Here is a 23,026-nt window from a genome sequence, read left to right as displayed (position 1 = left end):
GCCGGTCACGAACATGAGCAGGGCGATGCCGCCGAGCACGAGTCCGAGGAGGTCCTTGTCGCTCATACCCCCGCTCGGGGCCGCGCGAACAAAAGCCCGGCCGTCGCGGCCGGCACGGACGCGTCGCTTGTTGTGGATAAAAACGCTGAAAAACCGCCGAACCGCCGCGTTACTCCGCCGCGTCGTCGTCCTCGCCGTCGATCTCCTGCCCGCCGTCGGCCTTGACCTCCTCCCCGCCGTCAGTGGCCGCCAGCGAGGTCTCACGTTTCGCCTCGAACCAGTCCCACTCGGCGGTGTTGAGGTTCGTCTCGTCGAGGTTCCACGGGTCGCCCGACTCGACGCGCGGCCCCTCCATCCACGAGACGAAGACGTTGTACACCCAGATGACGCCGCCCACGAGGAGCAGGAACGCCCCGAGCGATGCGATCTGATGCAGCGTCGCGAACTGCGGGAGGTACGTCGCGTACCGGCGCGGCATGCCGCCGTAGCCGAGCAGCACCATCGCGAAGAACGTGATGTTGGTGCCGATCATCCACAGCCAGAAGTGCGCCTTCGCGAGCCGGCGCTGGTACCAGCGGCCCGTCACCAGCGGGAACCAGTAGTAGATGCCCGCCATCCCGGCGAAGGTGATGGCGCCCATCACGATGTAGTGGAAGTGGCCGACGACGTAGTAGGTGTCGTGGAGCACGAGGTCGACGGGGATGGACGCGAGGAACACGCCGGTCACGCCGCCGATGATGAAGTTGCTCACGAAGCCGATACAGAACAGCATCGGCGTCGTGAGGCGGATCTTCCCGTTCCACATCGTCGTGATCCAGTTGAACGTCTTCACCGCGGAGGGTATCGCGATGGCCAATGAGACCGCCATGAACGAGGCGCGCAGGCGTGGGTCGATGCCGGTCGTGAACATGTGGTGTGCCCAGACGCCGAAGGAGAGCACGCCGATCGCGAGCGTGGAGTAGACGACGAACTTGAACCCGAACAGCTTCCGCCCGGCAAAACGCGGGAGCACGTAGCTCACGATCCCCATCGGCGGGAGCACGAGGATGTACACTTCGGGGTGGCCGAAGAACCAGAACAGGTGCTGCCACAGGATGGGGCCGCCGCCGTCGACGGCGAAGAACGTCGTCGCGAAGTTACGGTCGAGCAGGAGCATGACGAGCGCCGAGCCCAGCAGGGGGAACGCGAAGAGGATGAGCCCCGACTGCGTCAGGATCGTCCACGAGAAGATATCGAGGTTGGCCCAGGTGACCTCCTCGGCGCGCTCGGTGAAGATGGTCGCGATGAAGTTGATCGCCCCCATCGTCGCCGAGACGCCGGTGAGGTGCAGGCCCAGCAGCATCAAGTCGACCCCGACGTTCATCTGGTTACCGTTGCCGACGCCCGCCGACAGCGGCGTGTACATCGTCCAGGCGGTCTGGGCGGGGATGACGTCCGGCAGCGGGAAGAATCCGGCCCAGATGAGCAGCGCGCCCGGCGGCAGCAGCCAGAACGCGATGGCGTTGATCCGCGGGAACGCCATGTCGTCGGCCCCGATGACCAGCGGGATGAGGTAGTTCGAGAACGCCGCGATGATCGGCGTCCCGAACAGGAACAGCATCGTGATGCCGTGGCTGGTGAGCAGCGAGTTGTAGAACGTCGCCGAGCCGAGCACCGCCGTGTCCGGGGTGGTAAGCTCCGCGCGCATCAGCACTACCATCAGCCCGCCGACGACGAACGCGACCGTCGCGTACGCGCCGTACAGCAGCCCGATGTCCTTGTGATCGACCGTCGTGAACCAGCGGATGAGCCCTGCGGGCTTCTCCGAGTGCCCGTAGCCGGACTCACCGACTGCGCCGCCGCCGGCACCCAGGGGCGTGTAGGACCGCCAGTCCTCGACCCGCGCGAGGAAGGCGGCCACGCCCAGGAGGAACGCCCCCATGAGCACCGTCAGCAGTAGTTGGCCGGAAGTCTCCATGGACACGCTTCAGCAGCGAATGCACAAGAAAGATTCGGGTCGCCCCCGGGCGCGGGCCCCCGGTTCCGGGGTCGTTCGGAGGTCAGATTCGACTACGCTTCGTCGTCGTTCGCGTCGGTCTCGTCGGCGTCGTCGTTCGCGTCGGTCTCGTCGGCGTCGTTGTCAGCGTCGGTCTTGTCGGCGTCGTCAATATCGCCTTCGTCGTCAGCGCTGGTCTCGTCGGCGACGTTCGCGTCGGCTCCGTCGTCGGCGTCAACGTCGCCTTCGTCCTCGGCGCCAGCATCGGCCCCGTCGTCATCGGATCCGCCGTACGGGTCCTCGACGTCGGCCTCGCCGGTCGCCTCCGCTTCGATCGCCTCCTCGACCTCGTGTTTCTCCGGCGCGTCGCCGAGCGTCGCCTGTCCCTGAAAGAACACCGCCGAGCGCTTCTCGTCGCCGGCGATCGCCTTCCCGGAGACGTACGTCAGGATGGCGAGCGCGACGAACGGGAACGCCAACAGCCCCATCTGGAGCACGCGGCCGTAGAAATCCAGTCCGCCGAACGGGTCGATGAGGACGAACGCCGCGACGAAGAACAGGATGATGCCCAGCGGGATGACGTTGACCGTCAGATCCAGCAGGGTGTCCCTGTCGAAGATCTCTGCCATGCGCGGAACGTACACCGTCGCGACCTAATACCTTGCCCATTTCGGCGCTCGCGGGGGACTCCCGGTCGGTCCGTTGCGACAGCGCTCGCGGCGGCCGGCTCGCGTCGGTCTGCAGGCGTTCACACGCTCGGCTCGACGTCGCGGGCGAACAGGTCGCCGCCAACCCCGGCGAGCAGCATCAACACGCCGGTACCGATCATCGAGTACGCCCGGATCAGCAGGTCGGAGGCGGTCGTCATGTCCGCGTACCACAGCGCCAGCCCTCCGGCAATGACGAGCACCGACAGCCCGGCGAGCCCGCGCCAGGTCGAGGACACGTATCCGTTCTCGCGGAGGATCCCGGCGATCGACCCGCAAAACAGGAGCAGGCCGCCCACGGCCAGCGGAACCAGACCGAACAGGATCCCGACCTCGGCGATCGGGAGCCCCAACGCGACGAACAGCGGCCACGGGCTGACCATCCGGTACTCCTCGCTCAACCCCGGATTCTCGTCCATATCACATCGACGGGCCTGCACGTCCAAAGGCTGTCGGTCGCCCCCGATGGCCTCGCTCAGGGAATGGTGACGCCGTGACGGGCGAGGAACTTCGACACCGCCTTGATCTCGACAGGACTGCCGATGATCCGGTACTGATCGTCCGTTGTGAACACCGAGACGGTGAACTCCGACTCGATCGTAGACCGGATCCCGTCCAGTTCCTGCTTCGGGAGAACGATCTGCGTGCTGTCTCGGAGGCTGGAGGGGTCCGGCATGCCGTCCTTGAAGCGGTGTCGCGTCCGCCACGACATAGTGGTATCGAAGTCCGTCTCGCGGGCGGAGCGGCCTCCCACGGAGGGGTTTCGCGGCCGTGTCCGTCCGCCTGTTAGACCGGCCGTCCCGGCATCGCCGCCGCGAGCGGACGCGTCCAGCCGTCGAGTGTCCGTCGGTGGGTGCTCCCCGTCACGGGGCGCCTATCGAAGGCAGTTGCCCGTCGAAGGGAAGCGTTTAGGCGCGCGGACGGCCCACCAGCTAGTGATGGGACTGGAGGACGAGATCGAGGAACTCCGCGAGGAGATCGCCGAAACCCCGTACAACAAGTCCACCGAGGCCCACATCGGGCGGCTGAAGTCGAAGCTCGCTCAGAAGAAGGAGAAACTGGAGAACCAGTCCTCCTCGGGCGGCGGCCAGGGATACGCCGTCGAGAAGACCGGCGATGCGACCGTCGCCCTCGTCGGGTTCCCCTCCGTCGGCAAGTCCACGCTGATCAACGCGCTCACCAACGCCGACAGCGAGATCGGCGAGTACGAGTTCACCACGCTGAACGTCAACCCCGGGATGCTGAAGTATCGAGGCGCGAACATCCAGATCCTCGACGTTCCGGGGCTGATCGAGGGCGCCGCCGGCGGCCGCGGCGGCGGCAAGGAGGTGCTCTCGGTCGTCCGCACGGCAGACCTCGTCGTATTCGTCCTCTCGGTGTTCGAGATCGACCAGTACGAGCGCCTCCGCCACGAACTGTACGAGAACAAGGTCCGCCTCGACACGGACCCGCCGAACATCTCCGTCCGGAAAACGCACAAGGACGGTATCCAGGTGACGATGCGCGACACCGTCTCGCTGGACGAGGCGACGGTGAAGGACGTCCTCCGAGCCCACGGCTTCGTCAACGCCGACGTGACCATCCCGCACGACCTCACCATCGACGAACTCATCGACGGCGTGATGGACAACCGCGAGTACCTCCCCTCCATCGTCACGGTGAACAAGGCGGACCTCATCGACGAGGACTATCTCCCGACGGTCAACGAGGACCTCCGCGAGCACGACATCGACCCCGACGACGCGATCTTCATCTCCGCGGTGGAGGAGAAAGGCCTCGACGTGCTGCGAGAGCGCATCTTCGACGCGCTGGGGCTCATCCGCATCTACATGGACAAGCCGAGCCGCGGCGTCGACTACGAGGAGCCGCTCGTGCTCCGCGAGGGCGACACCGTCGGCGATGCCTGCGCGAAGCTCGGCGGGAGCTTCGACGAGCGGTTCAAGTTCGCGCGCGTCTCCGGCCCCTCCGCCAAACACGACGAACAGCAGGTCGGTCAGGGACACGAACTCGCCGACGAGGACGTGCTCCGGATCGTCGCGCGCAAGTAGCGTGGCCGGCACGGCTCCGCGGCTCCCGCGAGCGACGCCGTGGCGTGTCCTCGCGGCCGTCCTGTCGTGTGGATTCGTCCCGTGGTCGGTCCAGACGTTCGCCGATAGCGGCGTTCCGTTCCTCCGGTTCGTGTGGGGCGGTCTGTCGTTCACGCCCGTCCTGTACGCACGGACACTCCCCGAGTACCTCGCGCTGTCGGGGTCGCCGCTGGTGATTCCGTGGGTCGTCGCCGCGGCGTGTTGGCTCCTCGCGGTCGCGTCGGCCGCACTCGGATTCGTCGACCGCGAGGACCCGCGGGTCACCGTCGGCCTGCTCGTGCTCGCGGGGACGGTGAACGCCTCCGTCGCCGTCCGCTTTGGACTCCAGCCGCTGCGGACGGGCTACCCCGTGGGGACGCTCGCGCTGTGGGCGGTCGCGGCGTGGCGGTACCGGGCCTGGGCGCGGGAGTAACCGTCTCATTCGGCCATCGACCGAACGTTCTCGTGGTACCGGTCATGGCGCCACACGTCCCAGATCAGGTCCGTGAGCACGTGTACGTACAGCACCACCGCCGTCGACAGGGCGGCCGCGGTCGCGGTCACGCCGAAGCCGGCGTCGCCGAGCGCGCCGCCGAGGAGCCACGCAGCGAGCATCGCGATCGGGGCGAGCACCGCGTGGCTGAGCAGGCGGTGGAGCGGCCACAGGTCGCCCGGATCGAACAGCTCCGACTGGTCGAGGACGGCCGCGCGAGGGTTCGTGAGTGCTCGTCGCGCGTTCGCCCAGTCGCCGCGGACGAGTCGCGCCATCAGGAAGTGATCGAGGTCGATCGCGACGCCGGCGGCGGTGAGTAACGCCCACCAGCCAGCCGCGACGGCGGGCGTCGCCCCGAGCGGCAACGCGAGGACCAGTCCGGCGGCGACGACGGCCGAGATCGCCGCGTGGTGTCGGGAGTACACGGCGATGGCGACGGGTCGGGTCCACAAAACAGTCGGGTTCCACCGGTCTGCGTGACCTCGGACCGGACTATTTGTCGCTGTTCGGGAGGGAGGTCAGGTCATACAGATAGGCGCCGCTCGCGTCGTCGTACACGGGCGCGCCGAGGAGTGCGGCGCCGCCGGCGAGGGCGATGTCCGCCCCGAACTCGGCATCCGGGTGGCGACGCAGCCAACGTTTGGAGGAGGACTCGTCTGGGGACCATCTCGTTCGCGGCTGTTCGCCCCGCGAGTAAGGCCTTTTGGGCCGATCGGGCAACAACATCTCCGATCGAGTCCGCGACATGTTCCGGTCGACGGCTGGATGTCTTGACGGGTCAGGAGACGCTGAAGCCGGCGTCACTTCGGTCCCCGGAGAATCGATCTTGATATTCAGCGCCGAAGCGTTATCCCCGCCCGCCCGGCTCCCTCAGATCGAATGGAGTCCGACGCGCTCGTGTGTTTCCAGCAGACTCGCCGGGGTACCGGCGAGCGGTGGTACAAGGTGTACCGCGTCGGCGTCGACTCCCCCGACGGCTTCGTCGACCGCATGGAAGAGTACGTCCGTCGGACGCACTTCGACGGCCCCGTCACGGCGCCCCACTGGTTCGACACGGGTGACGGCCCGGCGGTGAAGTGCCGCCTCGCGGATCTGGGGGAGAAGTTCGTCCCGTTCTCGACGCCCGACGTGTTCGTGGTCACCCACAAGACGGTCCGACCGCTGCTGGTCGTGCCGATGGCGATCGAGATCGTGCCCGTCCTCGCGGAGGGGCTTCGAACCCGGGAGTACGCCGCGAGCGACTGCGACATCGAGGGAACCGACCCGACACTTGCTCCCGTTTCCGACGCGACGCCGACCCGCGTCGTCGACGCCGACGCGTTCGACCCGCCGCTGTCCGGGGAGGCGGCCGCCGGTGGTCGGATCGAATGGTTCCACCTGTTCGCGCTGCAGGCCGCCTACCGGCTGGCGGTCGGTCCCCGGACCGGCGTCGTTGATACGGACGGCGACAACCCGACGATGCGCGTCCGCGACGGCGACGGCGTGCTGTGTCTGGATCTGCTCGACACCGGCGCGCTCAAGCGTATCGACCGCGATCTGCTGTTTCTCGACTACGCGCCTCCCGAGGACGGGGCTCGGTCGCTGGACGAGTCGCTCACGCTCGCGTTGCGCGACACCGCCCGGCTCCGGTGGCAGTACGCGAGCCACCTCTGGCACGTCCGCCACGGCGAAACGGACGAGCGGTTCGCCGCGATCGCGCGCAACGAGACCGAGCCGGAGTACGCGGACGAGGTGGCGGCCACGCGCGGGGAGTTCCTCGAGGCGCTGGCCGACGAATACGGCGCGTCGCTGACGCCGTTCTCGACCGGCGTCGCTGGCGCGGCGCTCCGGTACGAGACGGGCACGCGCGCGGACACCTTCTCGCTCACCGAGGAGCCGTCGTTCACTCACGACTCGGCAGCCGAGATCATGGACCGAGTCGATCCGGGGTACGTGCCGGAGAAACGCAAGAAGCGGTTCTGAGGGCGCTTCGACGCCAGTCGGCTTCGGGCAGCTGGCGACCGTGTTCGACCGTCCGCCGACCGTGTGGCCCCGTGTGTCGTCAGGGTCGAAGGTACGCGTACCCCTCCTCGCTCTCGAGTCGAGTCACCTCGACGGCACCCTCCGGAACGGTCTCGACCCCGTCGATGAGGTCGGACTCCGCCATGCCCATCGCCTCCAGCGTGTTGCTGCACCCGCTGATCGCGACGCCGTCGTCGAGCAGCGACGCCACCTGCTCCGTGTGATCGCCGGCCGAGGAGACGGCCTCGATCCCCTTCGCCTGGGCGACGATCGCGACGTCGTCGATGCTGCCGCTCTCGTCGGCCAGCAGGTTCTCGGCGATATTGAGCGCCGTCTCGTGCTCGGACTCGTCTCCGGAGACCAGGTGAACTACTGTGTCCATGTGTGACAAGAGGCGCGCCGACGGGGCTTATTCGGACTGCTTGCGTATTCAGGGAGAGGACTCACTCCGGCACGACCGGGTCGCCGAGGCGGACGCCCGTCGGCCTCGGCCCGGGCAGTTCGCGTCCCTCCGCGAACCACCGTCGAGGCGAAAAACAGGTGGCCGGGAACGCGCGGAACAGCCAAACGACCACGCGTCGTAGCCGTTGAGACCGCAGATGTCCGACTTCGATATCGTCGTCCTGGGCGGTGGCACAGGCAACATCGTCGCCGCGGCGGCGGCCGAGGCGGGGAAGGAGGTCGCGCTCGTCGAGCGCGGTCGACTGGGCGGAACCTGCCTCAACCGCGGGTGCAACCCCTCGAAGAAGCTCATCCACCGGGCGAACGTCGCCGAGACGGTCCGAGGGGCCGACTCCCTCGGCATCGAGGCCTCGGTCGAGGATATCGACTTCGAGCGCATCGTCGACGACGTTCGGACGACGATACGGGAGGTCGCGGAGGCGAAGGCCGAGCGCGCACGCGAATCAGAGAACGTCACGTTCTACCAGTGCGAGGGTCGGTTCGTCGACGAGCGGACCGTCGAGATCGACACCGACGAGCGATCGGACGGCGGGGGGCCCGGTGGGGACCGTCTCACGGCCGAGACGGTCGTCCTCGCGGGCGGCTCCCGGCCGATGATCCCGGACTCCATCGACGGCACCGACGAGACGGAGTACCTCACGAGCGACGACGCCCTGTGGCTGACCGAGCGTCCCGACCGCCTCGTGATCGTCGGGGGCGGCTACATCGCGGCGGAACTGAGCCACTTCTTCTCGCAGATGGGCACCGAGGTCGTCATCGTCGGCCGCAGGGACGTCCTCGTCGACCGCGAGGACCGTGCCGTCGCGGAGCGGCTCACCGAGGCGTATCGGCGCGACCACGACCTCCGACTCGGCTACAGCGCGACGGCGATCGAGGAGGTCGACGGCCGCAAGCAGGTCACGGCCGAGGACGAGGACAGCGAGGAGATCCGGGTGTCCGGCGACCGCCTCCTCCTGGCGACCGGCCGACGACCCAACTCGGACACGTGGAACGTCTCGGCCGCCGGGATCGAGACGACGGAGGCGGGGTTCGTCGAGACCGACGAGTACCTGCGCACCTCCGCGGAGGGGGTGTACGCGATCGGCGACATCGCGGGCAACTACATGTTCAAACACTCCGGCGACACGGAGGCGAAGTACGTCGTCGAGAACGCCGTCCTGGGCGGCGAGTCGCCGGTCGAGTACCCCGGGATGGCCCACGCGGTCTTCGGCTCCCCGCAGGTGGCGAGCCTCGGGAGGAGGGAGGAGGAACTCGAGGACGACGCCTACGAGGTGGGAACCTTCGCGTACGACGAGACGGCGCTCGGCTCGGCGCTCGACCACAAGGACGGGTTCGCGAAGGTCCTCGTCGCCCCGGACGGCGAGGTGCTGGGCTGTCACGTCGTCGGCCCGGAGGCGTCGACGCTGGTCCACGAGGTGAGCACGGCGGTCGCGGCCGGCGCCGACGCGACGACGATCGCGGAGACGATTCACGTCCACCCCGCGCTCTCGGAGGTCGTGCAGGGCGCCTTCCGCGACGTGTGCGACGTGGCGCCGACGGGGATCTGACCTCACCGCTCCCCCACCGTTCGAGATCCGAGCTCGGCGCCGACATGTCCGAACCAATCCTACGGCACGAGCAAGGCCGCCTGCGAGGCCCCGACGAAACGCTACGCCGATCGGGACTGTGACACACCCGCATCCACGGTCGGTATCCTTTTCGAGCGCGCGGCCGGTGTGTCGTGTATGGCGTACACGCTCGACCACGTGATGATGCGGATCGAGGACGAGGAGGAGTCCCTCGACTGGTACACCGAGCACCTCGACTACGAGATCAAAGGCGAGATGGAGGGTGGCGACTTTACGAACTACTACCTCGGGCCCGAGGACGTGCACGAGGACGGCGCGCTGCTGGAGCTCACCTACAACCACGGCGACCACAGCTACGAGATGGGCGACGCGTGGGGGCATATCGCCGTCCGCGTCGAGGACGTCGAGGAGGCCTACTACGAGCTGATGGACGAGGGCGTCGAGGACTACCGCCCGCCCGAGGAGAACCCCGGCTACGCGTTCGTCAAGGACCCCGACGGCCACGAGATCGAGATCGTCGAGCGCGACTACGGCGCCCCCTGGTCGATCGACCACACGATGATTCGCGTCGAGGACGCCACCGAGGCGCTGGGCTACTGGATGCGCACCTTCGAGTACGAACACACCGGCCGCTGGGAGGCCGACACGTTCGCGAACTACTTCATGAAGCCCGAGGACGCCGCCGAGGAGGCGATGGCGATCGAGCTCACGTACAACTACGACGGCCGCGAGTACACGATGGGCGACGCGTGGGGCCACGTGTGCGTACGCGCGGACGACTTGGCGGACGACTGGGAGACCCTGATGACGCGCGAGACTGCGGACTACCGCGACCCCGAGTCGTGTGACTACACCTACGGGTTCACGAAGGACCCGGACGGGCACGAGATCGAACTGCTGGAGCGGTAGGACGACGGCGTCCCGTTCGACTTCCGACGCCGCCAGTTCGTGATCGATAGCGATCCGGGTCGACCGTCCTTCCCGTAGAAACGTTTACTCGGTTGCAACCGATACTACCGGTAATGACGACCGCGGTCAAAGTGGACGAGGACACGAAATCGCGGCTGGAGGAGTTACAGGCGGAGATCAGACTCGAAACGGGAACGCGTGTCACCCAACAGGAACTGCTCTCGCGGATCATCGACGACGCGTACGGGTCCCGAGAGGAGGTGATCGACTCGTTCAGGGACACGACCGTCCCGCTTTCAGCGGCGGAGAAGGAGGCCATGACGAAGGGTCGGTTCTCCTCGGGCGTCGAGACGGACGAGGACGATATCGACGAGATCCTCTACGGATGAGCGCGATCGTGGACACCGGCGTACTCTACGCCGACCACGACACCGACGCCGCCAGACACGAAGTCGCGGCTGACGCCCTCGAGGCAGTATACGACGGGACGGTCGGACAGCCGTACGTGAGCGATTACGTGTACGACGAAGCGATCACGCTCACGCTTCGACGGGGGTCGTTTTCGGCGGCGAAGCGACTCGGCGAACGACTTCGCGGCGTCGATCCGTTCCCGCAGGCGTACGAACTCCTTCACCTCTCGGAGTCGACCTTCGAGGAGGCTGTCGACGTGTTCGAGCGGTACGACGACCAAGGGCTCAGCTTCACCGACGCGGCGACGATCGCGGCTGTACAACGCCACGACCTCGACGGTGTGGTGAGCTTCGACGACGACTTCGACGGACTCGTCGAGCGGTTCGACCCGGCGACGCTGTAGTGGTCTTCGCGCTCGCCTCCGGATCAGTTAAGTCAGATTGCTGACCTTCGTATGACGTGAACGAGAAGCGGCTCGTCGTCGCGCTGTTCGGGCTCGCGGTCGCGGTCGTCATCGGGGCGCTCGCGTACCGGTTCATCGCGGCGTTCACCGTCTCGGTGTTCCTCTACTACTCGACGCGGCGGTACCACCGATTCCTGGCGCGGTTCCGGCTCCCGCCGCGGGTGCGGGCGGGAGTCGTCCTCGCGTCGCTGGCGATCCCGTTGATCTTGCTCATCAGCTACGCGGGCGTCCTGCTCGTCGTCGAGGCGCGGCAGTTCGTCGCCGACACCGCGTTGGTGAGCGCGGCGGCGTCGAACATCGCGTGGTTCGCCGCGATCGAGCGCATCCCCGAGTTCACCGTGCAGGGGATCTACGGGGCGTATCGCTCGGGCGACCTGGAGCCGTTCGTCGAGTTCGCGACCGAGAACGCCGCCTTCCTCACGACGGTCGTCTCGGAGTTCCTGCTCAACCTCTTCGTCGTCACCATCGTCACCTACTACCTCCTCGTCGACGGCGACCGAATCAGCGACTGGCTGCTCCGGTTCGACGACGACGCCATCGTCCGCGAGTACCTGGAGGCGGTCGACCGCGAACTCGAGGCGGTGTTGTTCGGCAACCTCCTCAACGTGGTCGCCATCTCGCTCATCGCGATCGCGACGTTCAGCGTGTACAACGCGCTCGTCCCCGCGGGCGTCCGCGTGCCGTACCCTGCGCTCGCGGGTGCGCTCACCGGGATCGCCAGCTTGGTTCCGATCGTCGGGATGAAGATCGTCTACCTCCCCGTCACCGCGGCGATGGCGGTCCCGCCGTTGCTCGGCGGGTCGCTCGCGGAGCTGGGGTACGTCCTCGGGTTCCTCGTCGTCGCGGTCGTCGTCGTCGACACGGTCCCGGATCTGGTGCTCCGGCCGCTGTTGAGCGGCGACGAGACCCACGTCGGCCTGCTGATGCTGGCGTACACGCTCGGGCCGGTCGTGCTCGGCTTCTACGGGCTGTTCTTCGCGCCGATCGTGCTCGTGATCGGGCTCACGTTCGCGAACACCGCTCTCCCGCGGCTGCTCGGCGCCGACGACGCCCAGACGACGCTGTCGGCGTCCGACGACGCCGAGGGCGACCGCGAGCGCGACGATGATTCGGGACCTCGCGTGGATGAAGGTGCCGGCGCAGACGTCGACGAGGGTGCCGGTGTCGATCCCGACCCGACCAGGTAGCCGCCACGAACGACTGTCGCCGGGGTGGGCACGCGGGCTACCGAAAAACAAGACACTTGGTACGCTCGCGTGCAGTTCCGGGCGATGGTCCCCTCCGAACCCACCCGACGACGAACCCTCCTCGGCGCCGCCGGGGCGCTCGCGGCGCTTGCGGGCTGCAGCGGGAGCGACAGCAGCGGTGGCCGCGTGACGCCGACCGAGCCTGCACGCGGACCGTTCGACCCCGAGTCGGTGCCTCCGCACCGGCGCCTCCGTGGGACGATCGACGGGCCGCTGGTGTGGCTGCCCGACGAGACGCAAACCGGGACGGACGGGGAGCCGCGCCGTCGCGGGCCGACGTTTCTCACGTCCCGCGACCAAGTCGACCGCCTCCGATTTGCCGACGTCGAGAGCGTTGAGGCTACCCGAACGTTCCTCGAGGAAACGGCGTTCGACTCGGAGACGATCTTCCTCGAACGGTTTCCCGTTCGGCGCTGCTACGAGCTCCAGTTGTGCGACGTGTCGTGGTCGGCGACGGACATCGATACGCAGTTCGGCCGGGTGCTTCGTGACGCGGACGTCGCCTGCGAGCCCGACGCCCGCGATTCGACGGCGTGGCTCGTCCGCATCCCCGAGGCGCTCGATACCGACCGGATCACGAGCTACGGCTCGGGCGTGAGCGGGAGCTCGTGTGGCGAGCGACGCCGCCCGCCCGAGCGCGAGCAACCGATCACCGCCGACGCGGTCCCGGCGCCGAACGCGACCGCGGAGGGCGACGATGCGTGAGTCGCCCGGGCGGACGCGTCGTGGGATCCTCGCGGGCGCGGGTGCGGCCGTCGCGGCGTCGCTCGCGGGCTGTTCGGGGCTCCCGTTCGGCGACGACGAGGCGACGGTCACGGGCGAACAACTCTCGAGGGTCATCGAGGAGTCGCCGCCGTCGATCCCCGACCGAATTCCGGTCGGGATGGGTCGATCGTACCTCGACGGGGTCGCGAACGAACTGGAGTCGGCGCTGGCGTCGGTTCCGGCGCCGTTCGACGCCGCGCAGGTTCCCAACGGCGTGATCCGTGACCAGCTCAACCGGGAGTCGGAGACCGCTCGCGAGACGCTCGCCAGTGCGGACGAGGAGTCGACACCCTGGGAACGCGCCGGCAGCCTCCGCCGTGCGCGTCAGGAGACGGGATACGTTGCCGGCGGCTGGGCGGCGGTCGACGACGGTCGGACGATAGCCGACGTGCGTGCGGGAGGGGAAAGGCTCCGCGGGGAACTCGACGCGTTCCGCCGCAGGTGGACGTACCTCGGCACGGACGCGATCGAGGCGACGGTCGTCAACGCCGCGATCGCGGGACTCGTTCGGGCGTGCATCGGGGACTTGAACCGCGTGTTGTCGGCCCGCGAACGCGAGTCGACGACCGCACTCGATGTCGCCGAAGCCGACGAGCAGTTGGCGTCCGTCCGCGGAGAGCTGGGAGATGCGGTCCACATCTTCGACCGCCTCCGCGGACGCGACGGGGTACGGGATCGTCGGGATGCACTCGCGACTGCGGCCGACGCGCTTGTCGACCGCGTGGACGAGCGCCGCGCCGCGGCGGGGCTCGACGAGGGCGCGTTCACCGCCGAAGCCGACGGCGACGCGCTTCCGGCCGAACGAGCACTTCGGGATCTCCGCGACGGCATCCGCCGCGGCGACATCGGAGAGACACGGGACGCCGGCGCGTTCCCGCAGGCGATCGTCGGGGCACACAACGCGCTCGCGACGATCGGCGCCGTCGAGACACTCCGGGCGCGGATCGACGCCGGGGAGGCGATCGACCCCGCGTCGGCCGAGGACGTCGACACGATCCGTACTCGTGCCCGGGAGGCGATCGTCGCGGTCCACGCCGACGGGGAGTATCCGCGGCTCGACCGGCTGCAGACGCACCGCCTCGCGGCCGTGTTAGGGTACGTCGACGACGAACTGTCGCACTTCGATGGCGACGATGAGGTCGCGCTCTCGCGGCTGAACTGGGAACTGCGCGATTACGTCCGGATCGAGGCGGTCGCGCGGTCGGTCGGCGACGCCAGCGCCGCGGTGGCGCGGGCGCTAGAAGGCGAGTGACTGTGACTCTGTAGGCAGGCCGTTCGTGATTCGCCCGGATCGTGTCGACAGAGAGCAGCGAGATCAGTCTCGGGATACTGACTTTGCCTGATCCTACCCTCCTCGCAGAGTGTCTGTCGGTTCTCGGAGCCTGCGGGGGTGCGCGCGAGCCGAACTCGGCCCGGATCCGCCGCAACGCCGTGGCGACACCTCACACGATCCTCCACAAAGTACTTATGCCGGTTTGGACGAGCGGGCCGCTACCCCCCGAAATCGGGTGTGTGAGAAGTTAACGCGCTCCCGTATTTACCACAAGACATTTATAAGGTCCGGTGGTGGTTATGCCCGTACCCCTACCCATGGTGACAGCAGGAAGTATCCCTCGCCGAGTCCGCGTCGCGGGCGTTCTGCGGCAGGTGTGGGCGAACGGTGTTGTCGCCGCTTGCGGTGCGACCTAAGCAAATCATGACAGACAACAACAATACAATCCGCGCGCTGTTCCTGACAGCGCTGATGGTGTTCAGCGTCTTCGCTGGCACTGTCGCGTTCTCCGGAGCAGCCGCCGCAGATGTTACTAGCCTATCCAATGGCGACGTAACCGACGTCGCGGCTGGTGACGCGTCTGCTTCGCAGACGATCACGTTCAACGCGACATCTGACGGAACAGACGAAGAGATTACGATTGACTTTGCCACCGGCAACATTGACAGTGTTGATAGTGTCAGTGCTAATGCCAGCCTCACCGCTGACAACTTGACCCGTGTCGACGCTGACACGGTCACGCTTGATGTCAACGGTACTACTGCCGGTGACACCGGTACGGTCACGGTTGAGGTCACTCACGACCTCGAGAACGTCGCTCCCAATGACGGCGTAACCGTCACCATTGACGACGCTGGTGGCACTGATGCCACTGCCATCACGCCGACGTTCGACATCACCTCTCCGGCTAACGCCAACGACGACGCGGTCGTCTACGAGGCTGACGGCGAGACCGATGTCTCGCTGATCTACTCCGGCCAGGCGTTCAACGCGACTACGCTCCAGCCGAACACCGAGTACCAGCTGCGCTCGGTCGACGAGACCAGCGGTGACGACATCACCTCCAGCACGTTCGAGAACGACTACACCACGAACGCGGACGGTGAGCTCGTCGAGATCAGCTCCGAGGGCCTCGAGACCGGTGATTACTTCATCAGCGGTCCGGGCGTCACGGATACGACGAACAACACCCTCGAGATCGTCGAACAGCAGTTCTCCGCCGAGTTCGCGGACGACTCGGTCGATAACGAGGGAGAGACGACGACCGACCTCGAAATCGACGGGAACCGCGACGGCTACGAAGTCATCGTCGAGTCCGAGGAACTCGACTACGACGATGACGAGCTTGACGACATCTTCGGTGACTCCTTCACCGTCCGCGAGGACGACGAGGAGTTCATCATTGAGGGTGTCGAGGACGGCGACTTCGAGGTTGACTTCGCGGACGTCGACGAGGGTCAGTACAACTTCACCTTCGAGGTTGTCGACACGGGCGTCACGAGTGACGCCTCGATCAATGTGGCGGACGTCGGCGAGGGTGAGGCAGACCTCGACGAGAGCTCCGTCAGCGCCAATCAGGGCGGTATCGCGACGTTCACCGTCACGATGAACGACGCCGCAGAGGGCGGCGACGCAACCGTGCTCGTTGGTGACATCGAAGAAGACGGCTACCAGGCCAACGTCTCCGTCACCGACGGTAACGATGACGGCGAAGTTACGTTCAGCTTCAACACCTACACGGCTGGTCTGAACTCGACCGACAAGACCGTCGTCACGCTCGCTGGTGACAGCGACGACACTGACGACGAGGTCGAGCTGACCAACCCGGCCTCTGAGGACTACGAGCGCCTCGGCGACATCCTCGACACGGGCGACTACCTCGTGTCTGTGGGTGTCGGTGACAACGAGTCCGTTGCCGACAACCCGGACAACGTCGGCACGCTCATCGTGAACGAGCGGACCGCGCCCGAGCAGACGCTCTGGCGCACGAGCCAGACCACGTATGATAACGTTGAGGACGCCATCGCCGACGACGACGTCGACGAGCAGCAGGCGATCCTCGACGCCATCGAGAACGACCAGGTTGTGCAGACTGACTCCGTCGCGATTGCCGACGGACCGCGCGACGACATCCTGGTCCACCAGGTCAGCGCAGCAGGCGGCCTGCAGGGTCTCATCGAGAACGCCAGCGCTTCCGGCGACTCGACGACGGTTGCCTTCTACGAGGCGACCCAGCAGGACAACGGATTCGGTGACGACGAGCAGGCACTGAACGTCGTCTTCGAGGAGGAGAACCCTGGCGCGAACCAGGATCCGACCACGCTCGACCTCTCCGAAGCATTCACTGACGCCAGTGATGCTGCGAACTCCATGACCGTCGTCTACGACGAGTCGAGTGAGCAGTACTTCGTCTTCGTCGACACGGCCGCGCTCGAAGCCAACGGCTTCGAGGACGGTGACGATGTCAACGTCGACATCTCCGTCCAGGACCAGCGTCTCCTCGACATCGACGAGGACGCTGATGCGGACGAGCGCGCAGACGAGTTCCAGACGGCCTCGGCGAACTTCAGCGTCGAGGACGCTGAGTTCGACTTCGACACGAACGCTGACGACGAGGTCGAAGCTGTCGCCGGTGAGGACGCCACGGTCTCGGGCACGACGAACGTCGCGCCCGGGACGGAGTTCACGCTCCGCGTCCAGTCCACTGGTGACACCGAGCCGCGCTTCATCGAGACGCAGACCGTGACCGTCCAGGCGGACGGCACGTTCAACGGCTCGTACGATCTGAGCGACAACGCTGCGGGCGACACGTTCGAGGCGTCCACGCAGCAGGCAGCAGTCTCCGTGTCGGCTGACGGTGTGCTCGTCGAGAGCATCTCGACGGAGACGCCGGCCACCGGCACCGCAACGGCCACCGCGTCCGACGACGGTACGGAGACGGCAACCGCGACGGCGACGGCGACTGCGACGGCCACCGAGGCTGACGACAGCACGCCGACGGCCACCGAGGCTGACGACGGCGGCGACGAGGAAACGTCCACGTCGACGCCCGGCTTCGGCGCCGTGCTCGCAGTCATCGCCCTCATGGGCGCTGCGCTGCTGGCACTCCGCCGCGACAACTAACTAACCACGACTGACCGGCCGTAACCCGGTCACTTCCGCTTCACGCGGACCCATTCTTTCGACGCGCTCACACCGACCAGCGACGGTGCCGTCGATCACGTCGCCTCCACGTCCGCGACACACGAGACGACAAGGGCTTTACCCGACAGCACCGTTCTCCGAACGAATGGCGAGCATCTACACCGACCTGCTCGGGTGGGTGGTGATCGCGACGTTCCTCGCCGGCGCGGGCGTCGAGTACGTCCGTCGGCGTCGCGTCGGCGGCGACACGGGCGCGTTCGCGACCCTCCGCGAGCGCCTCGACGCGTTCGAGACGCCCCCCGAGCGAACGCTCGCGACCGCCGGTTGGGTGCTGTTCGCCGCCTTCTGGCTGGCGCTGTTCCCGCACTTCGCGTTCACGCAGAAGAGCTACGTCGAGGGCGTGCTCTCCCTGTTCGCGGTCCCTGCCTGTCTGTACGCCGGCTGGCTGCTGTGGAACGGCCGCGACTCGCTGCTGGTGCTCTCGCGGGCGGTCGCCGCGATGGGGATCGTCTACTTCCCGTTCGAGTCGATCGAGCCGCTCAAGCGCACCCTCATCCTTGTCGTCACCGACCAGACCGGCTGGGCGATGGCGCAGTTCGGCTACGAACCCGCGCTGGTCGAGGGACCGATCCTCGGCTATCAGAACGCCTACCGGTTCGTCACCGCCGACGGCCACGGGCTCCTGTTCGAGATCGTCCTCGCGTGCACCGGGCTGGGGAGCATGGCTATTTTCGCGGGACTCATCGCCGCGGTGCGTGCCCCCCTCGGACGGAAGATCCGCGCGTTGGCCGTCTCCATCCCGATCATCTGGCTGCTCAACATCGCTCGAACCACGTTCATCGGGATAACCTTCGGCAACCAGTACCTCCAGCTGTTCGTCGACGAGGTGCTGTTCCTGTTCGGCTCCTCGGACCCGTACATGGTCTCGTTCTTTCTCTCGGACCGGGTCATCTCGCAGGTGCTCGCGGTGGTCGCGCTCGTCGGCGTCACCTACCTCGTCGTCCGCGAACTGCCCGAACTCGTCACCGTGATCGAGGACGTGCTGTACATGGTCACCAAAGAGGAGTACGACCTGCTGGAGTCGCTGGACCTGCCGAGAGAGCCGGTGCAGACTGACGGCGGGTGCAGTGACTCCGACGAACTGTAACGGCCTCAGCGACGAATTCGTCCGGCCCACTGGACAAACCGCCGAAACTCCGAGAGCACCTCGTCGATGAGATCTCGATTTGCCTGTACGTGGATGAAGGCCGTTGTCGACCCTGGCGAAACGCTCTTAGACGCATATATCCGAATATATTGCATGGTGAAGACGATCCGTGTCTCGGAGGAGTACCACGAGTGGCTGCACGCCCACAAGCGGGATGACGAAACGATGGAGGAGACGCTACGGCGAATGACACGCGGTCCGAACCCGGACGATGTCGCCGGGCTCCTGACCGAAGCGGAGGCTGCGGACGCAAAGAAGGCTGTCGACCGGTTACGGGGTAACGACCGGGACCGCCTCGACGCCGCGCGAGACGCGTTCGAGCGCGAGGGCTCACCGGAATGATCATCGACTCGTCGTACCTATTCGACCTGATGGCGAACGACCCCGACGCCTTCGAGAAGGGCGCGGAACTCGCAGAGAACGGTGAGATGCAGTGGTTGCCGACGCCGGTCGTCGCCGAGACGTACTACGGTGTCAAGACCGCTGGAAGTGACACGACCGAACAGGAGGTCCGAAACCGACTTCTGGGGTATCCTCGTGTCGATATCGACGAAGAGATCGCTCGGACGGCCGGGGAACTACTTGCAACCGCCGACGATCGCTCGGGTGGGAACGCCGGTGTGGGCCCGAACGACGCGTACATCGCTGCGATCGCGGAGGTGCTCGACGAAGCGGTTCTCACGGACAACCTCGATGACTTCGAGGCGCTCGGCGTTCCGGTCGAACCCTACTAAACTAAGCCACAATCCGCGGTGCTGACTCGCCTTCACTCCGACCCGGGCAACACGTCACGCGGACACCCGGCCAACTCCGCGAGCGCCTCCGCCTCCAGGTGGTGCAACTCCCCCGGGATCACGAGCATGTGCAGCGGGTCGCCGAAGTCGCGCTCGCTCAGCGCCGCGAGCGTGTCGGCGGCGACGACCGGCTCGGGGCTCCCGGCTCGCGCGACTGCCACCCCGACGACGTCCTCGTCCCAGTCGCGGGCCAGCGCGGCGGCGGCGTGGTCGGCGGTCATGTACTCGTCCGGTTCGCCCTCCGCGGGCCCGGCAGGGGAGGAGCCGGCGACCTTGATGTCCAGATACACCAGCGTGTGAAGCCCGCGCTCGCGGTTCGCCTCGATTCCATCGATCACGCTCCGGGGGGTTCCATCGGCGCCGTGGGCGTACTCGAACGGCAGAGTTACGGCCTTGCCGAAGCGGTAGTTCTGCAGCCCCGTCAGCGACGAGGCGGCCGATTGGGCGGTGATCCCGTGGATCACCCGGGTATCGATGCCGCGTTCTGCCGCGCGGACACGGAGGTCGACGTGCGTCGTCGAGATCATCGTGTCGCCGGCGGTGCAGAAGGCGACGTCCCCCTCGGCGGCCGCATCGAGGATCGGCGTCGGGTCCTGCTCGACGCCCGCGCGATCGCGGACCTCGATGCCGACGCCGTGGTGGGCTTCGAGATCCTCGACGGTGGTGCCCGCGAGCCGGCTGGTGTAGAACTCCGCGAACACGCGGTCGGCCGTTCGGAGCGCCTCCCGCCCCTCGACGGTGACGGAGCGTTCGTCCCACAGCCCCAGGCCGATGAAAGTGAGCATACCCGGATCTGACGGGTCGACGGCTTCGGGGTTTCGCTCCGCGGCGACCGACTCCAGAACGGTGCCGCGTGGGCTCGATTCAGGCCGGTTCTCCGGGCACGTACCGGTCGACTAACGGTGAGGGCACGCTCGTCAGTTCCGGACGATTCGTTCGCACGTGAACGCCCGCGGGAGATATCACCCACGTACTCGGGGTTCCTCCCCTCCTAACAAGCGACACGGACCTGATCGGGTTCCTCCTAACAATACACAGGGACCGGATCACCTGTACCATGGGTTCCCTCGACGACCTCACGGTGCTCGATCTCACACGCGTTCTCGGGGGGCCGTACTGTACGATGCTGCTCGCGGACATGGGGGCGGACGTGTTGAAAGTCGAACCGCCCGGCGGAGACTGGGTCCGCCGCACGCCGCCGTTCCTCGACAGCGAGGAAGAGCCGTACGGCGGCTACTTTCAAAGCGTCAACCGCGGGAAATCGAGCATCGAGCTCGATCTGACGGACTCCGACGACCGCGAAGACTTCCTCACGCTCGTCGACCGCGCGGACGTGCTCGTCGAGAACTACCGCGCGGGGACGATGGAGGGGTTCGACCTCTCGTACGAGCGCCTCCACGAGCGCAACCCGGGGCTCGTGTACGCGGCCATCCGGGGGTTCGGCGACCCTCGAACCGGCTCGACCTCCGAACAGGCTCGCCCGGCGTACGACCTGATCGTACAGGCGATGGCCGGCGTGATGCAGATCAACGGCCAGTCCGACGACCCGCCGACGAAGGTGGGCGTCGGCATCGGCGACCTGTTCACCGGTGTCCTCAGCGCCGTGGGAATCCTTTCGGCGATCCACCACCGTGAGCGCACCGGCGAGGGACAGTTCGTCGACACCTCGATGTACGACGCCATGCTGTCGATGTGCGAGCGCACCGTCTACCAGTACTCCTACACGGGCAAGGTTCCCGGCCGCGTCGGCAATGCCCATCCGGTTCTGTTCCCGTACGACGCCTTCGAGGCGCACGACGGACTCGTCGTCATCGCCGCCATCGGCCCGAGCCAGTGGGACGCGTTGTGTCGTGCTATCGACCGTCCGGACTTGATCGAGTACCGCGAACAGTCGGTCCGCCTCGCGAACCGCGAGCGGTTGCGCGCCGAGATCGCCGCGTGGACGCGCGAGCGTACCGTCGAGGAGGTGCTCGACGTGCTCGACACCGTCGTGCCGTGTGCCCCGGTACAGGACGTGGCTGACGTGTTCGAGGGCGGAATCGCCGACCGCCGGGACATGCTCGTCGATCTCCCACATCCCGGGAGCGGCGAGCGCGCGACCGTCGCCGGCTCGCCGATCAAGATGACGGCGACCCCGACGAAGCCGCGGGGGCGCGCCCCACTGCTCGATGAACACCGGGAGGCGGTGTTTAACGAAGAGAGTGCGACTGTCGCCGCAGAACCGGACACGCGCGCCGAACCCGACGGATCGGGCGACAGTGAGGCTGGGCCCGCCTCCGCCGACGGGGGAGTCCGCGATCACCGAAGACACCGGATCGGGGAGCGTCACGTGACCCGCGCGGCTCGCCACGACTCCGACGGGTACACCGTGCGGCTGTTCGAGCCGGGCGACCGCGACGACTATCTCGCGCTCCACCGTGAGGTGCTCGATGGCGGAAGCGAAGCGTGGTTCGACTGGAAGTACGTGGACGACCCCTACACGGACCACGTCGCGGTCGTCGTCGCGACCGACGGGAACCGCATCGTGGGCACGAAGTCGGGGATGCCGTTCGAGGTCGGTTGGAACGGCCGGCGGTTCTTGGCGCTCCAGCCGGCTGACACGATGGTCCACCCCGACCACCGTCGCCGCGGTCTCTTCTCGCGGATGACCGAGTACATGAAGTCGACGTACGCCGACGCACCTCAGGCGCTGTTCTTCAACTACCCTAACCACGCGACCCTTCGTGGGAGCCGCAAACACGGCTGGCGCGAGGTCGGTCGTGTCACGACCCGTTACCGGATCGCCGACCCGGTGGCCTTCGCCGGGGTGGACGCGGGCCGGCTCGACGGAGCCCTCTCGCGTGCCGGGCGGGCGGTCACCGACGGGCTCCTCCGGCTCCCCGGGCTCATCTCCCGGGAGCCGGAAGATCTGACTGTTCGCCGCCACCACGACATCCCCGTCGACACGCTCTCGGAGCTGTATCGGCGCTCGATCCCCGACGAGTTCCACGTCGTCCGCGACGAGGCGTACCTGGGCTGGCGATACGGGAACCCGCAGTGGGAGTACACCGCCTTCACCGTCGACCGCGGTGGGCGGACGGTGCTCGGAGCCGTCGTCGGCGACGACGAGGCAGCCGACCCGGCGGTCGCGTCCGTCGTCGACGTGCTCCCGTTGCGGACCTCCGGGGACGACCGCGGCGACACGGACGGTGCCTCCGATCGCGCGCGACTCGCGGCCGAGCGTGCGCTGCTCGATCGGATCGTCGCCGCCTACGACGTGGACGTGTTCGCGGCGGCCGAGGACTCGTTCGCGCGCTCGACGCTCCTGCGGCTCGGATTCCTCCCGGATACGGCGCCGCCGCTGTCGTGGGTCTCTTCGCCGAGCACGCTCGTGGCGTATCCGCTCGACGACGCGCTCGATACTCCCGACCTCTCGACACTCGACGGCTGGACGCTCGGGCTGAGCGACCGCGACACCCGGTGACTGAGCGTCGACTCCGGCGCGGCTGTCCGTGCGGGACACGGCAGCGAGCACACCGATCCCGGAGTGGCACGGCAGACT

At 67.2% G+C, this 23,026-nt stretch carries 22 protein-coding genes and 2 pseudogenes; 17 read left to right on the top strand and 7 right to left on the bottom strand.

Going from position 1 to position 23,026, the window contains the following annotated elements; all coding sequences use genetic code 11:
• Positions 1-169 precede the first annotated feature (169 nt).
• From ABJD39_RS05995 to ABJD39_RS05980, 4 genes are all read right to left on the bottom strand, one after another.
• Positions 170-1,921, bottom strand: a complete 1,752-nt coding sequence (locus ABJD39_RS05995; RefSeq protein WP_348613713.1) for a cbb3-type cytochrome c oxidase subunit I — start codon at positions 1,919-1,921, stop codon at positions 170-172.
• Between the two features lie 128 nt (positions 1,922-2,049).
• Positions 2,050-2,604, bottom strand: a complete 555-nt coding sequence (locus tag ABJD39_RS05990) for a DUF6684 family protein (protein WP_348613057.1) — start codon at positions 2,602-2,604, stop codon at positions 2,050-2,052.
• A gap of 119 nt (positions 2,605-2,723) precedes the next feature.
• Positions 2,724-3,101 (bottom strand): DUF7541 family protein, encoded by a 378-nt coding sequence (locus ABJD39_RS05985; RefSeq protein ID WP_348613055.1) that lies wholly within the window; start codon positions 3,099-3,101, stop codon positions 2,724-2,726.
• Between the two features lie 56 nt (positions 3,102-3,157).
• The gene (locus tag ABJD39_RS05980; protein ID WP_348613712.1) at positions 3,158-3,358 is read right to left on the bottom strand and encodes a hypothetical protein; all 201 of its coding nucleotides are present in this window, start codon (positions 3,356-3,358) and stop codon (positions 3,158-3,160) included.
• Positions 3,359-3,620: 262 nt separating this feature from the next.
• Between ABJD39_RS05980 and ABJD39_RS05975 the strand changes: the two genes are divergently transcribed.
• Positions 3,621-4,730, top strand: a complete 1,110-nt coding sequence (locus ABJD39_RS05975) for an OBG GTPase family GTP-binding protein (protein ID WP_348613053.1) — start codon at positions 3,621-3,623, stop codon at positions 4,728-4,730.
• A 1-nt stretch (position 4,731) separates the two neighbouring features.
• Entirely contained in the window at positions 4,732-5,181 is a 450-nt protein-coding gene (locus ABJD39_RS05970; RefSeq protein ID WP_348613051.1) for a TIGR04206 family protein, read from the top strand.
• A 5-nt stretch (positions 5,182-5,186) separates the two neighbouring features.
• Here the strand turns inward: ABJD39_RS05970 and ABJD39_RS05965 are convergent, their stop codons facing one another.
• Positions 5,187-5,666, bottom strand: coding sequence for a hypothetical protein (locus ABJD39_RS05965; RefSeq protein WP_348613049.1), 480 nt, complete (start codon positions 5,664-5,666; stop codon positions 5,187-5,189).
• A 454-nt stretch (positions 5,667-6,120) separates the two neighbouring features.
• On the opposite strand from ABJD39_RS05965, the gene ABJD39_RS05960 reads away from it, so the two are divergent.
• Positions 6,121-7,203 carry a hypothetical protein gene (locus ABJD39_RS05960; protein WP_348613047.1) on the top strand — a complete coding sequence of 361 codons (1,083 nt, stop codon included), beginning with the start codon at positions 6,121-6,123 and terminating at the stop codon, positions 7,201-7,203.
• Between the two features lie 79 nt (positions 7,204-7,282).
• Here the strand turns inward: ABJD39_RS05960 and ABJD39_RS05955 are convergent, their stop codons facing one another.
• Positions 7,283-7,624 carry a DsrE family protein gene (locus ABJD39_RS05955; protein WP_348613045.1) on the bottom strand — a complete coding sequence of 114 codons (342 nt, stop codon included), beginning with the start codon at positions 7,622-7,624 and terminating at the stop codon, positions 7,283-7,285.
• A 217-nt stretch (positions 7,625-7,841) separates the two neighbouring features.
• Between ABJD39_RS05955 and ABJD39_RS05950 the strand changes: the two genes are divergently transcribed.
• The 12 genes and pseudogenes from ABJD39_RS05950 to ABJD39_RS05900 all read left to right on the top strand — a co-directional run bounded on the left by ABJD39_RS05950 (position 7,842) and on the right by ABJD39_RS05900 (position 19,425).
• Positions 7,842-9,251, top strand: a complete 1,410-nt coding sequence (locus ABJD39_RS05950; RefSeq protein ID WP_348613043.1) for a dihydrolipoyl dehydrogenase family protein — start codon at positions 7,842-7,844, stop codon at positions 9,249-9,251.
• Positions 9,252-9,428: 177 nt separating this feature from the next.
• Positions 9,429-10,181 carry a VOC family protein gene (locus tag ABJD39_RS05945; protein WP_348613041.1) on the top strand — a complete coding sequence of 251 codons (753 nt, stop codon included), beginning with the start codon at positions 9,429-9,431 and terminating at the stop codon, positions 10,179-10,181.
• 113 nt (positions 10,182-10,294) lie between these two features.
• Entirely contained in the window at positions 10,295-10,570 is a 276-nt protein-coding gene (locus ABJD39_RS05940) for a hypothetical protein (protein WP_348613039.1), read from the top strand.
• Complete coding sequence (locus tag ABJD39_RS05935) at positions 10,567-10,995, top strand: type II toxin-antitoxin system VapC family toxin (RefSeq protein ID WP_348613037.1); 429 nt, start codon at positions 10,567-10,569, stop codon at positions 10,993-10,995. The genes ABJD39_RS05940 and ABJD39_RS05935 overlap by 4 nt, the downstream gene beginning before the upstream one ends.
• Positions 10,996-11,051: 56 nt before the next feature.
• Entirely contained in the window at positions 11,052-12,242 is a 1,191-nt protein-coding gene (locus ABJD39_RS05930; RefSeq protein ID WP_348613035.1) for an AI-2E family transporter, read from the top strand.
• A gap of 84 nt (positions 12,243-12,326) precedes the next feature.
• Positions 12,327-13,007 carry a hypothetical protein gene (locus tag ABJD39_RS05925; RefSeq protein ID WP_348613033.1) on the top strand — a complete coding sequence of 227 codons (681 nt, stop codon included), beginning with the start codon at positions 12,327-12,329 and terminating at the stop codon, positions 13,005-13,007.
• The gene (locus ABJD39_RS05920) at positions 13,000-14,319 is read left to right on the top strand and encodes a hypothetical protein (protein ID WP_348613031.1); all 1,320 of its coding nucleotides are present in this window, start codon (positions 13,000-13,002) and stop codon (positions 14,317-14,319) included. Before ABJD39_RS05925 ends, ABJD39_RS05920 begins: the two co-directional genes overlap by 8 nt.
• A gap of 444 nt (positions 14,320-14,763) precedes the next feature.
• Positions 14,764-14,829 (top strand): annotated as a pseudogene (locus ABJD39_RS15015) (surface glycoprotein); the annotation flags it as partial.
• Between the two features lie 222 nt (positions 14,830-15,051).
• Positions 15,052-17,463, top strand: coding sequence for a BGTF surface domain-containing protein (locus ABJD39_RS05915; protein WP_348613029.1), 2,412 nt, complete (start codon positions 15,052-15,054; stop codon positions 17,461-17,463).
• Between the two features lie 166 nt (positions 17,464-17,629).
• On the top strand, positions 17,630-18,631 hold the full coding sequence (gene artA / locus ABJD39_RS05910) for an archaeosortase A (protein ID WP_348613027.1): 1,002 nt from the start codon (positions 17,630-17,632) through the stop codon (positions 18,629-18,631).
• Between the two features lie 153 nt (positions 18,632-18,784).
• Positions 18,785-19,033, top strand: coding sequence for a hypothetical protein (locus tag ABJD39_RS05905; protein WP_348613025.1), 249 nt, complete (start codon positions 18,785-18,787; stop codon positions 19,031-19,033).
• Positions 19,030-19,425 carry a PIN domain-containing protein gene (locus ABJD39_RS05900; protein WP_348613023.1) on the top strand — a complete coding sequence of 132 codons (396 nt, stop codon included), beginning with the start codon at positions 19,030-19,032 and terminating at the stop codon, positions 19,423-19,425. The genes ABJD39_RS05905 and ABJD39_RS05900 overlap by 4 nt, the downstream gene beginning before the upstream one ends.
• Before the next feature lie 32 nt (positions 19,426-19,457).
• Here the strand turns inward: ABJD39_RS05900 and dph5 are convergent, their stop codons facing one another.
• On the bottom strand, positions 19,458-20,270 hold the full coding sequence (gene dph5, locus ABJD39_RS05895) for a diphthine synthase (protein WP_348613021.1): 813 nt from the start codon (positions 20,268-20,270) through the stop codon (positions 19,458-19,460).
• A 272-nt stretch (positions 20,271-20,542) separates the two neighbouring features.
• Here dph5 and ABJD39_RS05890 point away from each other — a divergent pair.
• A pseudogene (locus ABJD39_RS05890) lies at positions 20,543-21,700 on the top strand (CoA transferase); the annotation flags it as partial.
• A 114-nt stretch (positions 21,701-21,814) separates the two neighbouring features.
• The gene (locus ABJD39_RS05885) at positions 21,815-22,948 is read left to right on the top strand and encodes a GNAT family N-acetyltransferase (RefSeq protein ID WP_431357895.1); all 1,134 of its coding nucleotides are present in this window, start codon (positions 21,815-21,817) and stop codon (positions 22,946-22,948) included.
• Positions 22,949-23,026: the final 78 nt, after the last annotated feature.

The sequence above is a fragment of the Halobaculum rarum genome, assembly GCF_040025155.1.
Taxonomy (GTDB): domain Archaea; phylum Halobacteriota; class Halobacteria; order Halobacteriales; family Haloferacaceae; genus Halobaculum; species Halobaculum rarum.
The sequence above is the reverse complement of the archived record's forward strand: the minus strand, read 5'-3'. Positions and strand labels throughout refer to the sequence as shown.

Excerpts from the sequence above, each read along its gene's own strand:
- ABJD39_RS05935 (WP_348613037.1), top strand. The coding sequence starts at position 10,567 with ATGAGCGCGATCGTGGACACCGGCGTACTCTACGCCGACCACGACACC.
- ABJD39_RS05980 (WP_348613712.1), bottom strand. The coding sequence starts at position 3,358 with ATGCCGGACCCCTCCAGCCTCCGAGACAGCACGCAGATCGTTCTCCCG.
- ABJD39_RS05995 (WP_348613713.1), bottom strand. The coding sequence starts at position 1,921 with ATGGGGGCGTTCCTCCTGGGCGTGGCCGCCTTCCTCGCGCGGGTCGAG.
- ABJD39_RS05940 (WP_348613039.1), top strand. The coding sequence starts at position 10,295 with ATGACGACCGCGGTCAAAGTGGACGAGGACACGAAATCGCGGCTGGAG.
- ABJD39_RS05975 (WP_348613053.1), top strand. The coding sequence starts at position 3,621 with ATGGGACTGGAGGACGAGATCGAGGAACTCCGCGAGGAGATCGCCGAA.
- ABJD39_RS05985 (WP_348613055.1), bottom strand. The coding sequence starts at position 3,101 with ATGGACGAGAATCCGGGGTTGAGCGAGGAGTACCGGATGGTCAGCCCG.
- ABJD39_RS05990 (WP_348613057.1), bottom strand. The coding sequence starts at position 2,604 with ATGGCAGAGATCTTCGACAGGGACACCCTGCTGGATCTGACGGTCAAC.
- ABJD39_RS05955 (WP_348613045.1), bottom strand. The coding sequence starts at position 7,624 with ATGGACACAGTAGTTCACCTGGTCTCCGGAGACGAGTCCGAGCACGAG.
- ABJD39_RS05925 (WP_348613033.1), top strand. The coding sequence starts at position 12,327 with ATGGTCCCCTCCGAACCCACCCGACGACGAACCCTCCTCGGCGCCGCC.
- dph5 (WP_348613021.1), bottom strand. The coding sequence starts at position 20,270 with ATGCTCACTTTCATCGGCCTGGGGCTGTGGGACGAACGCTCCGTCACC.
- ABJD39_RS05920 (WP_348613031.1), top strand. The coding sequence starts at position 13,000 with ATGCGTGAGTCGCCCGGGCGGACGCGTCGTGGGATCCTCGCGGGCGCG.
- ABJD39_RS05945 (WP_348613041.1), top strand. The coding sequence starts at position 9,429 with ATGGCGTACACGCTCGACCACGTGATGATGCGGATCGAGGACGAGGAG.
- ABJD39_RS05900 (WP_348613023.1), top strand. The coding sequence starts at position 19,030 with ATGATCATCGACTCGTCGTACCTATTCGACCTGATGGCGAACGACCCC.
- ABJD39_RS05905 (WP_348613025.1), top strand. The coding sequence starts at position 18,785 with ATGGTGAAGACGATCCGTGTCTCGGAGGAGTACCACGAGTGGCTGCAC.
- ABJD39_RS05960 (WP_348613047.1), top strand. The coding sequence starts at position 6,121 with ATGGAGTCCGACGCGCTCGTGTGTTTCCAGCAGACTCGCCGGGGTACC.
- ABJD39_RS05950 (WP_348613043.1), top strand. The coding sequence starts at position 7,842 with ATGTCCGACTTCGATATCGTCGTCCTGGGCGGTGGCACAGGCAACATC.
- artA (WP_348613027.1), top strand. The coding sequence starts at position 17,630 with ATGGCGAGCATCTACACCGACCTGCTCGGGTGGGTGGTGATCGCGACG.